We start from the raw sequence: 15,814 nt of genomic DNA, 5'->3' as shown, positions 1-15,814 counted from the left end.
ATGAAATCGCGCGCGCCACGTCTCCTGTCAAGCCGCCTCGCGCGGCACCCGCGTCCCTCTCACGTCACCGCCCAACGCCGCAACCTGCTCCTCGTCATAGCCCAATCCGCGCAGCACCTCCGCCGTGTGCTCGCCGACCTTCGCGATCGGCCGGCGCGGCTGCAAACGCGCACCATCCATCGAAATCGGCAGCAGCGGCATGGCGGTTTCGCTGCCGTCGTCGAGTGTCAGACGAGCGAGGCCACCGCTTTCGTTCAGATGCGGATCGTCGAACAGTTCCTCGGGTTTGGTGATCGACGCGAACGGAATATGATCGCGCTCGAACAACGGCACGAGTGCCGCGCCTTCGAACCGGTTCAGCGTCTCGCCCAATGTTTTCAGCAACCACTCTCGCGCCAGCACGCGATCGTTGTTGGTCGCGAGACACGGATCGGCAAGCAGATCGCCACGCTCGAGAATCGCGCACAGCGCGCGCCATTGACCGTCGCCGGTGGCGGCGATAAACATCTGCTCGCCGTGCGCGAGCGTGAACACGTCATACACCGCCCACGCGCTGATCCGCTCGGGCATCGGTGCCGCGGGCACACCCGTCGCGGCAAACTGCTGCATATGTTGCGCGGACAGCAGCACGCAGTTCTCGAACAGCGCGCTCTGCACTTCCTTGCCGCGTCCGCTCGCGTGCCGCTCGTGCAACGCGGCGAGCACGCCGATCGCGCCGAACATGCCGCCCATGATGTCGTTGACCGAACTGCCCGCGCGCAGCGGACGCCCCACCGGCCCCGTCATGTAGGCGAGGCCCGCCATCATCTGCACGACTTCGTCGAGCGCGAGACGGTGTTCGTAAGGACCGTTGAGAAAGCCCTTGTGCGACACGTAGATCAGTTCTGGATTGCGCGCGCGCAGCGTCGCGTAATCCAGACCGAGGCTCGCCATGCGGCCCGGCTTGAAGTTTTCGACGAACACGTCGGCGGTATCGACGAGTTTGTGCAACGCGGCCAGGCCCGCTTCGCTATCGAGATCGAGCGCGACGCTCTTCTTGTTTCGATTGAAGGTGCGGAAAAAGCCCGCGCCCGTACCGAGCAGCCGACGCGTTCCATCGCCGCGCGGCGGCTCGACCTTGATCACTTCCGCGCCGAGGTCGCCGAGAATCATCCCGCAGGTCGGGCCCATCACCATATGCGACAACTCGATCACGCGGATGCCCGCGAGCGGCAACGCCGGTTGCTCCGGCGTGGACGAAAAAGTGTTCATTGCAGCACCTGCGAAAGAGAAGGTTCGAGACGACGACCGCCGGCAACGGTGAACTGCTTCGGCAAACCGGCGCGTGCGAGATAGCCGTACAACGGTTCGCCGGGCAATGCTTCGGCGAGCACGTCGCGCGATGCGATGAGGCGGGTGAGATCGATGCCCGTGTCGTAGCCCATGCTGTCGAGCATGAACACGAGGTCTTCGGTATTGACGTTGCCGGTCGCGCCCGGCGCATGCGGACAGCCGCCGAGCCCTGCCAGCGACGCGTCGAATTCGCGAATCCCGTGTTGCAGCGCGATCAGCGTGTTGGCTAGGCCGAGGCCGCGCGTGTCGTGAAAATGCAGCGAGCGCAGCGTGTCGCCGGCCACGTCGCGCACCAGATCGATGATCTCGCCGACCTGGCGCGGCGTCGCCTCGCCGGTGGTGTCGCCGAGCGCGATGACATCGGCGCCCGCCTCAACGGCGTCCCGTGCGATGGCCGCGATGTCCGCGTAAGGCACCGCGCCTTGCAGCGTGCAGCCGAACACCGCCGATAACCCTGCGATCAACTCGACGCGTCGCGCGCCTTGCGCCGCTGCGCTGTCTATCAGATCGCGCATCGCGGCAAACGCGTCGATCATTTCAGCGGGCGTCTTGCGCACATTGGCGAGACTATGCGCGGCGCTCACCGACACCGGCGCGACGATCCGGTGCACGCCTGCGTCGAGCGCACGCTGCGCGCCCTTCAGGTTCGGCACCAAAGCGGTCACGATCAGGTCGTCGTAGGTCAGCGCGTGGGCGATGATTTCGTCGGCATCGGCCATTTGCGGCAGCAATTTCGCCGGCACGAACGACGCGACTTCCATATGCCGCACGCCCGCTGCATAGGCGGCGTCGATCCAGCGTCGCTTGAACTCGGTGGGCATCGTGCGAGCGATGCTTTGCAGGCCGTCGCGCATGCCGACCTCGGTCACGACGACGCGTTCGTGGGTGTCACTCATGGTTGTAGTCCCAATCTGGAATCCCGCCGGGGAGGCGGGAAATGAAGCATTGGGTGACAGCGTGCCCGTGCGCAGGCGTGTCGAAAAGTCTGCGTTGACGACGCACTCCATCGCCGCTCGCGATGGCCGCTCACGCCGACGCGGCGGGCGTTTCCGGGAGCGAAGGGGAAACCCTTAAGGGCTTGTCAGGGGGTGATTGCAGCGCCGGGGCGCGGGCAAGCCGCGTGTCAAAGCGTCGATACGTCACGCAGCAAGGCGCGCTGGCGCAGCCGGAGATGCGTCTTTCGGCGAGCCGTCCACACTCAAGCTACCTTGAGCAAATGATCGAGCAGATGCGACGCCGCGAGCGTCAGCGCGCTGCGGTCGCGCATGCAGATCACGAAGCGCCGCTCGGCCCACGCTTCGCGCAACGGCACCGCGACGATGCCGTATTCGTCGGCGGCATGACGGGGCAGCGCTTCGCGCGGCAGGATCGCCACCGCGAGTCCGGCCTGGATGAAACGGTAAGCGGCGTCGAAGGTCGACACGTAAGTGCGGTAGTTGAGTTCGCTGCCCTTCTCGACGGCGATGCGCTGCATCAACGCATTCACCGACGCATTCGAGGCCAGCCCGAGATGATCGAAAGCCAGCGTCTCGGCGAAACCGACCGAGGCCTCGTCTGCCAGCGGATGCGCGCGCGGCACGATCAGCGCGAGATGATCGGCGCGATACGGAATGACGTCGAGGCTACCCATCGGCACGACGTCGCGGCAGATGCCGAGATCGGCGACGCCTTCTTCCAGGCCACGGACGATTTCCCCGCTTACGCGCTCCTCGACATCCACGCGAATCTGCGGATGCGCCTTCAGAAACACCGACAATGCCTCGGGCAGAAACTCCACCATCGACGACACGTTCGCCAGCACCCGCACATGACCGCGCGCGCCGGCCGCGTATTCGCTGAGTTCGGCCTGCAGGCGTTCGTGACCGCGCATGATGAGCCGCGCGTGCCGCAGCAGCGCTTCGCCGGCGGCGGTCGCGCGCACGCCGCGCTGGCTGCGCGACAGCAACGCGACGTCGACCAGCGCTTCGAGATCGGCGAGCCGCTTGCTAACCGCCGACGGCGCGATGAACTCCCGCTCGGCCGCGCGCGCAATCGTGCCTTCCTCGCACACGGCGATGAACAAGCGCAGTGACATCTGATCGATCTGCCACATGAGCGGGCGCGTCCCCGAAAATTGAAGTGGGAAAATTATGCCCGAGTGACGCGGTGACGGAGCCCGGCTTAGGGTATCCACGGCTCGCTGGCTGGGCGGGCCGGTTCGTGCGGGAGCTTCTTCGTGCCGGGGCTTCTATTACTCATATTCCGCGCCTTCTGTCATCTCTCGCCCTACAGTCAAACGAAGCTTCTCCGGCTTTGCCCGGTCTTGTCCGGGTTTTTCGGTGTGGCTATGCTGGGAGGCTTGCCGGCGGCCCGAGCTCGTCTTCGTAGCAAACGGCACTGACAGCCAAGCACCACCTCACCCGATAACAACCAGTCAAGGGCCTTCCATGTCCACCACCAGTCTGTTCTTCACCGCTGCGGGCGTCGGCCTGGCGATCGCCGCGCCGGTCGGTCCGATGGGCATGCTGTGCATCCGCCGAACGCTGACCGGCGGCCCGCGCGCGGGCCTGGCAATCGGCTTCGGGATTGCAACCGGCGATGCCGCCTACGGTTTGATCGCCGCGCTCGGTCTGGTCGGTATCTCGCAGTTCATGCTCGCGTACGACCGTCCATTGCATCTGATCGCCGGTCTGTTCCTGCTGTATCTCGGGGTGCGCACGCTGCTGCAAAAGCCCGCCACCGACACCACCAATGGCAACGGCGACGGCAAGCTCGCGCAGGTCGGCCGGGCCGGCGCGCTGCGCGCCTATGCGAGTTCGCTGCTGCTCACGCTGACCAATCCGCAGACCGTCATCATGTTCGCCGCGCTGTTCACGACGCTCGCGCCGCGCGGCGCGTTCTCGTCGACGATCGCGCTGACCACGGTCGGCGGCGTGTTCTGCGGATCGATTGCGTGGTGGTGCTTCCTCGTGACCGTGGTGTCGCTCGCGCGGCACGCGATCGGCAGCAGGCTGCGGGTTGCTATCGACCGGATCGTCGGCTTCACGCTGGCCGCATTCGGCGTCGTCGAAATCCGCCGCGCGCTTTGAGCGAAACGGACCGCGCACGGCCGACATCGGCGGAAACCGGCAGTGGGCAGCGCAGCGCGCGCGGCCCCGGTTGAGCGTGTGTTGTACGCAAGCGCGGCAGTTTTGCGACAATAGCGGCTTTCGCCGCATCGCAGCGGGCCTGTGGCGCGCTGGCCGCGACCTCCCCGCCGCACTCCGGCCGACCGCGCAGGCAGACGCAAGCACCTCGGCCCCAAAAGCTCTGGCAGCCCGCCCGCCGATCAGTCCGCTGCGTGCAATGCGCGCACTCCGTTCAACTCCACCCGACCGTCGACGGTCCGCTCAATGGCACTTCCCCACATCGATCTGCTGTACTCCGTCTCCGGCCTGTTCGTCGGCTTCCTGGTCGGACTGACGGGCGTCGGCGGCGGCTCGTTGATGACACCGATCCTGGTCCTGCTGTTCAACGTGCATCCGGCCACCGCCGTGGGCACCGACCTGCTGTATGCGGCCGCGACCAAGGCGACCGGCACGCTCGTGCACGGCCTGAAAGGTTCGGTCGACTGGCAGATCACACTGCGCCTCGCCGCCGGCAGCGTCCCGGCGGCCACGATCACGCTGATCCTGCTGCATCGCTATGGAATGGACACGCCCGGCGCGAGCCGCCTGATCCAGATCGTGCTCGGCGCGGCATTGCTGGTCACGGCGGTGGCGCTGGTATTTCGTCCGAAGCTCGCGGCGCTCGGCGCACGTCGGCAGCGCGTGCCGAAACAGGGCCGCACGCTGGCGCTGACCATGCTGACGGGCGCGGTGCTCGGCGTGCTGGTTTCGCTGACTTCGGTGGGCGCGGGCGCGATCGGCGTGACGGTGTTGCTGCTGCTGTATCCGCTGCTGCCGACCACGCGCATCGTCGGCTCAGACATTGCGCATGCGGTGCCGCTCACGCTGCTGGCGGGCGCGGGGCACTGGCTGCTGGGTTCGATCGACTGGTCGATGCTGCTGTCGCTGCTGGTGGGATCGTTGCCGGGTATCGCGGTCGGCAGCTATCTGTCGTCGCGCGCGCCGGATGCGCTGCTGCGCAATCTGCTGGCCGCCACGCTGACGCTGGTCGGCGCGCGGCTGGTGCTGGCCTGAGACTCGGGTCGCGAACCGCTTCTCCGGCGTGGGTTATGGCCATACAGCGGCCGGATGCACTGATGCAAGCATGAGCACGAGCGCGCACATCGACGACGATGCGCGTTCGCCTCTCACCACCCGCCGCCTACTTGAAAAACCGGCAGGTCAGATCCGCCTCGAACTGCCGTATCCATTGCCCGTGCCGGTCTCGATAAGACTGCGCCCAACCGCCGCGTCGCACCGTGACGAGCCGCTCGTGCGCAGGCTCGCCGGACGTCGCGCACGCACTGATGTCGAAATGCACCGGCGTGAAACCGTGCCGCGCGCAGACCAGTTCAAAAGCCGCCCGATCGCCGATCGGCAGATCGGTATAGCGCAAAAGCGTGGTTCCCATGACGTTCGCTCCGGTTCCCATGCATCCACAGTACGCCTCGGCACACGTCAACAATGTGTCACAGCGCACGGACGGGCCGTCGCTGCGCTAAAGGCCGGGGCGCAACGGCGTCAGCCCATCATCCCAGTTTCAAAAAAGCCTCGCGTCGAAAAATAAAGGACGAAAAAAAAGCTTCGGCGAGTTGCCGAAGCCTGGCTTGCAAACCTGCATCAAGATGGCGCCTTCCGGTTTCTAGCCGGCTCCACCACCTCGCACCATCCCGATGCGCGGTTCGCGGTCAGCGTCTGCCGGATGCAGCACCGATTCGTGCCGCATGCTCATGACAGACCGATTACTGTTGCATGACCGTCAGCTTGTTCGATACCGACGACACGCCTGCAACACCCTTGGCGGCCGTACCGGCGGAGTCGATCTGGCCTTGGTCGGGCACCGTGCCCGTCAGCGTCACTGCACCGCCGCGAGCGCGCACGGCGATATTCGACACGTCGAGGCCCTGCGTTTTCGTGAGGGCGGCGCGCACCTTGCGGCCCAGCTGGTTATTCGCCCGCTTGCCGGCCTTGACGTTGGACGCCGCCGGGGAAACCGTGGCCGGTGCATCGCTTGCCTGCGCGTACACGTTGCACGCCACCACCATCGCTACAACCGAACCCAGCGTTTTCAGAAAACCGACCGATTTCATAGTTTCTCTGCTCCTTAGTTTCACATTGGACCGCATGTATTAGCGGCTTGGCTACGACTCCCGGCGACCGCTTCCGGCGCGGCGCGCTGCGACAAAACGCAACGCGGCGCGGCGGCGGCCGACATGGCTGCAACACGAGGTGCGAGAGGCTGGAGAGGCGGGCTGCCGTCTGCCGTTTTCCGCAAGCGATGGCGGGCATGCAGCGCGGCGAGGAAACCCGCAAGCCGCGAAGTCTGCGACGCGCCCGGTTCTTGTGTGTCGTGCCGGGTCGCGCCGCGCAAACGTTGGTTCGCGGCAGCGCTGCCAATTTAATCCAGGCGAGCCTGAAGCGCAAAGGGTTTAGTCGCCTGCGGGATGGCGGGTGGCTGGCGTGGACGGCTGTTGCATACGGTGTCCGGGTGTGGTGCGGGCGGCTTTGAAGTGGCGGCTACGGCATCCGCAACAGCGTCATACGATGTTCACCCGCCGTTCACCCGGCATTCATCCAGCGTTCACGTTTTGTTACGGGTTTGTCGGCGCCAGCCGCCGCGCTGCGTTCCGCCAGCGCGTGAATCTCAGGTACCATCGGCGCGACGCGCGCTGGCGCTCCGGCTGCCACCCAGGCCTGCCATGCCCGCATCGCCGGATTTAACCCGCTTTCCGCGCCGTACAACGCTGTCCCCGTTCACTTTCGACCGTCGCCGTCACGTCATCCGATGAAGCCAGCCACCGGCCGCAAAAGCCCTCCCCGACTCGTCGCCCGCTTCGTCGCGATCTCCTGGCGCGATCTGGCGGTGTCGTTCGGGCCGATCCTGCTGCTCGTCATCGTCGCGATCTGGGTCGCCGTGCGGCTCATCCAGCCCGCGCCGCCGAACACGCTCACCATCAGCGCCGGCCCCGAAGGCAGTACCTTCTGGAACGCCGCGCAGAAGTACAAGACCATCCTGGCGCGCAACCGCATCACGCTGACCGTGCTGTCGTCGGAAGGCTCGGTGGAAAATCTCAAGCGGCTTTCGGACCCCGCCGCGAAGGTCGATGTCGGCTTCGTGCAGGACGGCATCTCGCCGGGCGCGCCGGTCAAAGGGCTGATGTCGCTCGGCAGCGTCGCCTATGTGCCGCTGGCGATTTTCTATCACGGGCCGCCGGTCATGTGGCTCTCCGAATTCAAGGGTCAGCGGCTGGCCGTCGGCGCCGAGGGCAGCGGCACGCGCGAACTGGCTCTGGCGTTGCTCAAAGCCAACGGTATCGTGCCGGGCGGCCCGACCAGACTGCTGCCGCTGTCGGGCGACGACGCCGCCGAAGCGCTGGTCTCCGGCAAGGTCGACGCGGCCTTCCTTGCGGGCGATTCCGCGCAACCGGCCGTGATGGGCAAGCTGTACCGCACGCCGAACGTGCGTTTTTACGACTTCTCGCAGGCCGACGCGTACACGCGCCGCTTCCCTTACCTGACCCAGCTCAGGATGCCGATGGGCGCGTTCGACCTCGGCAAGAATCTGCCGTCTGCGTCGATCAACATGGTCGCGCCGACTGCTGAACTGGTCGCGCGCGACTCGCTGCATCCCGCGCTGTCGGATCTGCTGATCGAGGCCGCGCGCGAGGTGCACGGCGGGGCCAGCATCATGCAGCGCGCGGGCGAATTCCCCGCGCCGCTGTCACACGATTTCCCGATCAGCGACGACGCCGCGCGCTATTACAAGTCGGGCAAGAGCTTCCTCTACCGGACGCTGCCGTTCTGGATCGCGAGCCTCGCCGACCGGCTGCTGGTGGTCGTCGTCCCGCTGATCGTGTTGCTGATCCCGGCATTGCGGATCGTGCCGGGGCTGTACGCGTGGCGGGTGAAGTCGAGGATTTACCGCTGGTATGGCTCGCTGATCGCGATCGAGCGCAGCGCGCTCAGCGAACACTCGGCGGCCGAGCGCGCGTCGCTGATCGAACGGCTCGACGCGATCGAGGACTCCGTCAACGGGCTGAAGATGCCGCTTGCGTACGCGGATCAGTTTTATGTGCTGCGCGAGCATATCGGCTTCGTGCGTCGGCGGCTCACGCAAGCGCGCGAGATGCAGACGGACGATGCGGACGAGGGTTCGGAAAACGGCGACGACATTGGCACGCCCAATCGGCCGCACAATCCGCGGGACACCGGCGCGAATCCTCATCCCAATCCCGGGCACGGAACCGGGACACCCGGCACGCCCCGCCAACCCGCACAGGAAGTCGCCGAGCCAGCGGCGCCAGCCACGAACGAGGCGCGCAAAGCGAACGAAGCGGGCGACGGCGGCGCAATCGCCGATACCTCCGGCACCCCCAACCCGAAAGCATATTGACCGGTGCAAGCCACGACCGCACCGCGTAAGATCATTACAATTTCGACGGTATGACAGACACACCGTCCGAAGCAGGCAATCCGGGAGACATTTATGACCGTTGGCATCGACGCCACGCAACCGCTGTGGTTTTACGACTTTGTCTCGCCGTTTACTTATCTGTTGCTCGAGCAGCACGACAAATGGCCCGGCTTCGACTACGCGTTCACGCCGGTGGTGCTGAACGATCTGTATAAGCATTGGGGGCAACAGCCGGCCTACAGCGTGCCCGCCAAACGCATCTTCATGTACCGCCACGCGCTGTTCCGCGCGGAGCAACTCGGCATTCCGTACAAGATGCCGCCGTCGCATCCGTTCGATTCGATGAAGCCGCTGCTGCTCGCCACCGCCGCCGCGCATAACGACATCCAGTTTGTGCGGGAGATTTTCCGCTTTATCTGGCGCGAAGGCCGCGATCCGTCCAGCGATGCCGCGTTCGCCGAACTCTGCGAACGCGTCGGCGTGGCGGACGGTCCTGAGCTGATCAAAAGCGAAGCCGTGAAGGCGCAATTACAGCGTAATACGACCGATGCAATCGGCCTGGGCGTGTATGGCGTGCCGACCTTTCGTCTGAACGAACAGTTGTTCTGGGGGGAAGACGCGCTGCCGATGGTGCTGTACTGCGCGCGTACGCCGAACTGGCTCGAATCGCGGGAAGTGAAGCGGGTGAGTTCGTTGCCGCCGGGGTCACTCGAGCCGACGGCTTGAATTGGATCGTTGCGCGCGGTTTCAGCCGGGCTGCTGTTTTCAAGGAGTCACGCGGCGGGTTCGAGGTAATCAGGTAGACGGTCGGCGGCATGCAACATTGCGTCAGGTCGCCCGAGCGCAAAACATGACGCACGCGGTTCCGCACACCCCACCCTGCGCCCGCGCAATCGCAGCGAAACAGTCCCGCTGATGCTGGGCATACCGTCGCCGCTATGCCGCTACACCGCAAACGGGCCTAAGGTTATAAACTTTTGCGCCCCGTACGCGGGCCGTCCCGCAGGCGGCTTCGTTCGACGCTTCACCGGCCTGATCCGCCTGCACCGCCTCGCCCTGACCATGGATGACACCGCCGCCTCTCTCGACATCTGGCTCGTGCGCGTACTGCGCACGCTGCTGGTCGAGCGCAGCGTCACGCAGACCGCGCTGCGTCTGAACCAGACTCAGCCCGCGATCAGCACCGCGCTGCGCAAACTGCGCGAGACGCTGAACGACCCCATCCTCGTGCGCGGCAAGTCGGGCATGGTGCCGACCGAATATGGCGAGTCACTGCTGGCGTCCGCGCAACGCGTGCTGCGCGAAGTCGATTTCGTCGCGACGCCGCACGGCGACTTCGATCCGGGCCGCTCGCGCCGCACGTTCCGCGTGGCCGCGCCGGATTATCTGAACGACTTCTTCATGCCGACCGTCATCGCGCACTTTCGCGAAGCGGCGCCGCATGCGCGGCTCGAGATGGAATCGCTCGGACCGTTGCTCGATCACTCCGCCGCGCTCGACGCCGGTGAACTCGATCTCGTGATCGGCAACTGGCCGAAGCCCGATCCGCGTTTCGAGCGCAGCGATCTGTTCGCGGATACGGTCGTCTGTCTGATGCGCGCCGATCACCCGCTCACCCGCGTGCCGATGACGCGCGAGGCGTATCTCGCCGCGCCGCATCTCGCGCCGACGCCGTATAGCGGCGCGCGCGGCGGGGCTATCGACACGGGTTTTGCGCGGGCACGCGCCGAGCGGCGCATCGTCGCCACGCTGCCGTACTTCGGACTCGTACCGCAGACGTTGCTGCAATCGGATCTGATCTTCACGACCACGCGCCGGTTCGCGGCTCACTACGCGAACATGCTGCCGCTCGCGATCGTCGAAGTGCCGATCGCGTTTCCGCGGATCAAGTGTTATCAGATGTGGCATCCGCATCCTGACCGGCCGAGCGATGTGGGCTGGCTGCGGGCGCTGATGTCCCAGGTGTCGGATGAACTGGTCGCGCGGAAAGTACGGCGCGCAAAGCGGCCTGAGCGCAGGAAGGTGGTGGTCTCTGAGGAGAGTTGACGAGTCTGCTGCGGGCGACGCGGCTCCTGAAGTGAAGCCGGCGGTAAAAGCGCGACGCGCGCACGTTCATGCCATGCGGGCTTCAGGAGCAAGCGCGTCACATTCATGCGCGGCCAGCGTCAAGCTTCACGTCTCGCGCGGCGTATCCGGCGCGTTACATCGCATACCACGCCAACCACTCGCTCAACCTCCGCGCGCCGCCCCACTCCGCTCACTTTTTCAAGCGCGAAAGTTCCCCCTCAAACCGTCGCGCAAAGCTTCTGTATCGCGACCTGCGCCGCCATCTGCCGGCTGCGGATCTGCAATAACTCCGCGCACACCGCAACCGCAATCGCCGACGGCGCTTTATCGACGATACCGCCCACGCCGATCGGACACGTCATCTCGACGAGCCGGTCCAGTTCGACGCCACGCTCCAGCAATCGCCGCTCGAATTTCACCCGCTTCGTCTTCGAGCCGATCATCCCGAAGTACGTGAAATCGCGGCGTCGCATGATGCGTGCGGCGAGCGAAAAATCGAGCGCGTGGTTATGCGTCATCACCAGAAAATACGCTCCCGGAGGCGCGGTATCGACGATGACATCGGGCGTGTCGGTGGCCTCGATCTGCACGTTGGGCGGCGTCTCGTCGGGAAACAGTTCGTCGCGCTCGTCGACCCACTGGACCACGCACGGCAAGCTGCCGAGCAGCGTTACGAGTGCGTGCCCGACGTGACCCGCGCCGAACAGCACGATGTGCATCGGCGCCGGACGCGACAACTGGACGGCGCTGCGCCGGCCGATCTGGATGGACGAAGAAACGTTCATGTCGATCATTCCCATCAATGCCGAACCGGCTGTTAAACGCGCGCCACGTTACGCGACTCGACGGTTGCAGCCCGCACCGCGCCAACCGCCTTGAGAATTTCCTCGCTGGTGGCCGGTGCGTTCAGCGGCGGATTGACCTTGTGGTCGCCCACCGCCGACACCGCATCGCGCACCGCAAAGAACACCGAGAACGGCAGCAGCAACGGCGGCTCGCCGGTCGCCTTCGAACGATGGATGCTGTCCTCGGCATTGCGGTTCTTGAACAGCCTGACGCGGAAGTCCGGCGGCGTATCGTTGACGGTCGGAATCTTGTAGGTGGACGGCGCATGCGTCATCAGCTTGCCGCCCGCGTTCCACCACAACTCCTCGGTCGTGAGCCAGCCCATACCCTGGATGAACGCACCTTCCACCTGCCCGACATCGAGCGCGGGATTCAGCGATGCGCCCACGTCATGCAACGCGTCCGCGCGCAGCACGCGCATTTCGCCGGTCAGCGTGTCGATCACCACTTCCGACACGGCCGCGCCGTACGAGTAGTAATAGAACGGCCGGCCTTGCAGCTTCGACTGATCCCAGTAGAGCTTCGGCGTTGCGTAAAAGCCGTCCGACCACAACTGGACTCGCGCGACATACGCCTTCGCGATCACTTCTTCGAACGGCACGATCACTTCGCCGACCACCACGCGGTCATGCAGAAAACGCACTTCCGACGCGCTCACATTGCCCGCGCCGAAACGCTCGGCGGCAAACGCGGACAGACGCTCGCGCAACTGGCGCGCGGCATCCTGAGCGGCCTTGCCGTTCAAATCGGAACCCGTCGATGCCGCCGTCGCCGACGTATTGGCGATCTTGCTGGTGTCCGTCGCGGTCACGCGAATGCGGTTGAAGCCGACGCCCAATTCGTGCGCGACGACCTGCGCGACCTTCGTGTTCAAGCCCTGGCCCATCTCGGTGCCGCCGTGATTCACGAGCACCGAGCCGTCGGTATAGATGTGGACGAGCGCGCCGGCCTGGTTGAAGTGCGTCACGTTGAACGCAATGCCGAACTTGACCGGCGTCAGCGCCAGCCCTTTCTTCAGCACTTCGTTGTTCGCATTGAATTCGTTGATCGCCGCGCGGCGCGCGCGATATTCGCTGGTCGCCTCGAGTTCGTCGATCAGTTCGTGAATCACGTTGTCTTCGACGATCTGGCCATACGGCGTCTGGTTGCGCTCGGTCTTGCCATACAGATTGCGGCGGCGCACGTCGAGCGCATCTTCGCCGACCGAGCGCGCGACGTTGTCCATGATGTATTCGATCGCGAACGCGCCTTGCGGTCCGCCGAAACCGCGGAAAGCGGTGTTCGACTGCGTGTTGGTCTTGCCGCAGAAGCCATCGATCGTCACGTCGGACAGCCAGTACGCGTTGTCGAAGTGGCATAGCGCGCGGGTCATCACGGGACCGGACAGGTCGGCGGAAAAACCGCAGCGCGACGTCATGTCCACCGTCACGCCGTCGATTACACCCTGGTCGTCGTAACCGACTTCATACGTGTAGTGAAAATCGTGACGCTTGCCGGTGACCATCATGTCGTCGTCGCGGTCCGGACGCAGTTTCACCGGGCACAGCAGCTTCCATGCAGCCAGCGCGGCGCAGCACGCGAACAGCCCCGATTGCGATTCCTTGCCGCCGAAGCCGCCGCCCATCCGCCGGCATTCGATCAGCACGTTATGCGACGCCACGCCCAACGCATGCGCGACCATGTGCTGCATTTCGGTCGGATGCTGCGTCGAACAGTAGACGTGCATGCCGTCGTCGTCCTTCGGCACCGCGTACGAAATCTGCCCTTCCAGATAGAACTGCTCCTGCCCGCCGAGCAGCATTTCACCGGCCTCGCGACGAGCGGCGCGCGCGATCTTCGTACCGGCTTCACCGCGCGCGAGTTTCATCGGCGGCAAGACGTGCTGGTTCGCCGCACGCGCCTGCTGCGCGGTCAGGATCGCGGGCAGTTCTTCGTAGACGATCTCAGCGCGGCGCGCAGCAAGGCGTGCCGTTTCGTGCGACGTCGCGACCACGATAAAAATCGGCTGACCGACGTATTGCACGACGCCGTCCGCGAGAATCGGATCGTCGCCGTGGATGATCGGGCCCACGTCGTTGACGCCGGGAATATCGTCCGCAGTGAAGATCGCGACGACGCCGGGCGTCGCGCGCACCTTGTCGAGCGCCATCGACACGATCTTCGCGTGAGGTTTCGTCGACAGACCGAGCGCGGCGTGCAGCGTGCCGGCGAGCGTCGGGATGTCGTCGGTATAAGTGGCGCGGCCGCTCACGTGCAGATGCGCGGATTCGTGCGGACGCGAGACGTGGACCTGCGTGAAGTCGTCAAGCTCCTTCAGGTCTTTGAAGAACGGTTCGGCTTGCTGATTCATTGTGTTGTTCTCCGTAGGCTTCGAATGCGCGGCGCGACTCAGACGCTCGCGCCAGCAGGCGCGCACGCCGCGGCAACCGCGCGCACGTCGAGCGCGCTTTTCGGCAGCGGATTGTTCGGACGCGTTTCGAGCCAGAAGCGGTACAGCGTGTTCTTCGCGGCCTCAAGACGATAGTTGCTGGTCGCGCGCATGTCGGACAGCGGCGCGTAGTCGTTGCCGAGCGCGATCATCGCGGCCTGCGCGGTGGCTTCGTGCCAGTCGGCGTCACGCAGCACGGCTTCGGCGTGCGTCGCGCGTTTGGACGTCGCGGCCATGCCGCCGAACGCAATGCGCGGCTCGCGGATCACGTTGCCGTCGGCGATAAACGAGAACGCCGCGCACACCGCCGAGATATCGGAGTCGAAGCGCTTCGACAGCTTGTAAGTACGGAATTGCAGGTTCTGACGCGCGCCGGTGCGCGTCGGCACCTTGAGTCCGACGACGAACTCGTGCTCTGCCATGTCCTTCTTCTGATACGCGAGGTACAGGTCTTCGAGCGGCATCTCGCGCTCGATCTCGCCGCCGCGCACGATCACGCGCGCGCCCAGCGCGATCAGGCCAGGCATCGAATCGCCGATCGGCGAACCGTTGGCAATATTGCCGCCGAGCGTGCCCGCATTGCGGATCGGCAGCGACGCGAAGCGTTGCCACATTTCGTTCAGTTCCGGGTACTGCTTCGCGATTTCCGCGTACGCTTTTTCGACGCTCACGCCCGCGCCGATCTCGATCCAGTCATCGCCGGTTTCGAGCTTCTGCAATTCCGCGATCTGCCCGACATAGACGATGTTGCCCAACTCGCGCATCAGCTTCGTGACCCACAAGCCGATGTCCGTGCTGCCCGCGAGAATGCGCGCGCCGGGCTCGGCCTGCTTGAGCTTCGCGAGGGCGTCGACGGTACGCGGCGCGGCGAACTGCTGGCCCGCGTGCTGGTAGTGAAAGGTGTCCTTGCGTTCGAGCGTGGCGAGCTTATCGGCCAGGGCTGCAACATTGACCGGCGCTTTCGGAGCCGGCGCTTCGAACATGCGCACGGCCGCATCGACGATCGGTCGATAACCGGTGCAGCGGCACAGGTTGCCGGTCAACGCGTTGCCGATCGCTTCACGCGACGGCACGGTTTTGTTCGCGCAGCTCTGTTCGTGACCGTGCTTTTCGTACAGCGACCACATCGACATGATGAAACCGGGCGTGCAGAAACCGCACTGCGACCCATGGCATTCGACCATCGCTTCCTGCACCGGATGCAGCGAGCCGTCCGGCTGACGCAAGTCCTCGACGGTGAACAAAGCCTTGCCGTCGAGCGTCGGCACGAACTGGATGCACGCGTTGACCGCCTTGAAGTCGACCCCGCCCGCCGCGTTGCGCTCGCCGAGCACGACCGTGCACGCGCCGCAGTCGCCTTCGGCGCAGCCTTCCTTGGTGCCGGTGCAATGCGCGTCTTCGCGCAGATACTGGAGCACCGTGCGGGTGACGGGCGCGTCCTTGATCTCGCGGATCGCGTTGCGGTGGTAGAAGCGAATCGGCTCAGTCATGTCTCTTACTCTCGTTTGTTCTGTGTCCGTGCGGAATGCGGATGGGCGGACGTGCTGCGGTGACGATTCGAAAATTATCACCGTCAATAAAACCAACCCATAGCTCGGATCG

At 65.1% G+C, this 15,814-nt stretch carries 13 protein-coding genes; 5 read left to right on the top strand and 8 right to left on the bottom strand.

Features of this window, described 5'->3' with window-relative positions; all coding sequences use genetic code 11:
* Nucleotides 1-27 precede the first annotated feature (27 nt).
* The 3 genes from ABH945_RS13660 to ABH945_RS13650 all read right to left on the bottom strand — a co-directional run bounded on the left by ABH945_RS13660 (nt 28) and on the right by ABH945_RS13650 (nt 3,424).
* A complete protein-coding gene (locus ABH945_RS13660) occupies nt 28-1,251 on the bottom strand; it encodes a CaiB/BaiF CoA transferase family protein (RefSeq protein WP_429250831.1) in 1,224 nt (407 codons plus the stop codon).
* Complete coding sequence (locus ABH945_RS13655; RefSeq protein ID WP_429250830.1) at nt 1,248-2,228, bottom strand: hydroxymethylglutaryl-CoA lyase; 981 nt, start codon at nt 2,226-2,228, stop codon at nt 1,248-1,250. Before ABH945_RS13655 ends, ABH945_RS13660 begins: the two co-directional genes overlap by 4 nt.
* A gap of 302 nt (nt 2,229-2,530) precedes the next feature.
* A complete protein-coding gene (locus ABH945_RS13650) occupies nt 2,531-3,424 on the bottom strand; it encodes a LysR family transcriptional regulator (protein WP_429250829.1) in 894 nt (297 codons plus the stop codon).
* A 334-nt stretch (nt 3,425-3,758) separates the two neighbouring features.
* On the opposite strand from ABH945_RS13650, the gene ABH945_RS13645 reads away from it, so the two are divergent.
* Together ABH945_RS13645 and ABH945_RS13640 are read left to right on the top strand one after the other, a co-directional pair.
* A complete protein-coding gene (locus ABH945_RS13645; RefSeq protein ID WP_429250828.1) occupies nt 3,759-4,400 on the top strand; it encodes a LysE family translocator in 642 nt (213 codons plus the stop codon).
* A 303-nt stretch (nt 4,401-4,703) separates the two neighbouring features.
* A complete protein-coding gene (locus tag ABH945_RS13640) occupies nt 4,704-5,492 on the top strand; it encodes a sulfite exporter TauE/SafE family protein (RefSeq protein ID WP_074763157.1) in 789 nt (262 codons plus the stop codon).
* Nucleotides 5,493-5,619: 127 nt separating this feature from the next.
* Here ABH945_RS13640 and ABH945_RS13635 read toward each other — a convergent pair whose 3' ends face one another.
* Both ABH945_RS13635 and ABH945_RS13630 read right to left on the bottom strand, forming a co-directional pair.
* A complete protein-coding gene (locus ABH945_RS13635; RefSeq protein ID WP_074763156.1) occupies nt 5,620-5,868 on the bottom strand; it encodes a hypothetical protein in 249 nt (82 codons plus the stop codon).
* Nucleotides 5,869-6,199: 331 nt separating this feature from the next.
* Nucleotides 6,200-6,547 carry a BON domain-containing protein gene (locus ABH945_RS13630; protein WP_074763155.1) on the bottom strand — a complete coding sequence of 116 codons (348 nt, stop codon included), beginning with the start codon at nt 6,545-6,547 and terminating at the stop codon, nt 6,200-6,202.
* A gap of 695 nt (nt 6,548-7,242) precedes the next feature.
* Here ABH945_RS13630 and ABH945_RS13625 point away from each other — a divergent pair.
* The 3 genes from ABH945_RS13625 to ABH945_RS13615 all read left to right on the top strand — a co-directional run bounded on the left by ABH945_RS13625 (nt 7,243) and on the right by ABH945_RS13615 (nt 10,917).
* Nucleotides 7,243-8,850, top strand: a complete 1,608-nt coding sequence (locus ABH945_RS13625; RefSeq protein ID WP_429250827.1) for a TAXI family TRAP transporter solute-binding subunit — start codon at nt 7,243-7,245, stop codon at nt 8,848-8,850.
* Between the two features lie 93 nt (nt 8,851-8,943).
* Nucleotides 8,944-9,597: a 2-hydroxychromene-2-carboxylate isomerase gene (locus ABH945_RS13620; RefSeq protein WP_429250826.1), complete on the top strand. Its 654-nt coding sequence runs from the start codon at nt 8,944-8,946 to the stop codon at nt 9,595-9,597.
* Nucleotides 9,598-9,933: 336 nt separating this feature from the next.
* Nucleotides 9,934-10,917 (top strand): LysR substrate-binding domain-containing protein, encoded by a 984-nt coding sequence (locus ABH945_RS13615; protein WP_429250825.1) that lies wholly within the window; start codon nt 9,934-9,936, stop codon nt 10,915-10,917.
* Between the two features lie 239 nt (nt 10,918-11,156).
* On the opposite strand, the gene xdhC is transcribed toward ABH945_RS13615, so the two are convergent.
* From xdhC to xdhA, 3 genes are read right to left on the bottom strand one after another with little or no spacing between them, the layout of a single operon-like run.
* The gene (gene xdhC / locus ABH945_RS13610) at nt 11,157-11,723 is read right to left on the bottom strand and encodes a xanthine dehydrogenase accessory protein XdhC (protein WP_429250824.1); all 567 of its coding nucleotides are present in this window, start codon (nt 11,721-11,723) and stop codon (nt 11,157-11,159) included.
* A gap of 32 nt (nt 11,724-11,755) precedes the next feature.
* On the bottom strand, nt 11,756-14,134 hold the full coding sequence (xdhB, locus tag ABH945_RS13605) for a xanthine dehydrogenase molybdopterin binding subunit (protein ID WP_429250823.1): 2,379 nt from the start codon (nt 14,132-14,134) through the stop codon (nt 11,756-11,758).
* Between the two features lie 38 nt (nt 14,135-14,172).
* Entirely contained in the window at nt 14,173-15,702 is a 1,530-nt protein-coding gene (xdhA, locus tag ABH945_RS13600; protein ID WP_429250822.1) for a xanthine dehydrogenase small subunit, read from the bottom strand.
* Nucleotides 15,703-15,814: the final 112 nt, after the last annotated feature.

The organism is Paraburkholderia sp. GAS333, from assembly GCF_050435665.1.
GTDB classification, from domain to species: Bacteria; Pseudomonadota; Gammaproteobacteria; order Burkholderiales; family Burkholderiaceae; genus Paraburkholderia; species Paraburkholderia fungorum_A.
The sequence above is the reverse complement of the archived record's forward strand: the minus strand, read 5'-3'. Positions and strand labels throughout refer to the sequence as shown.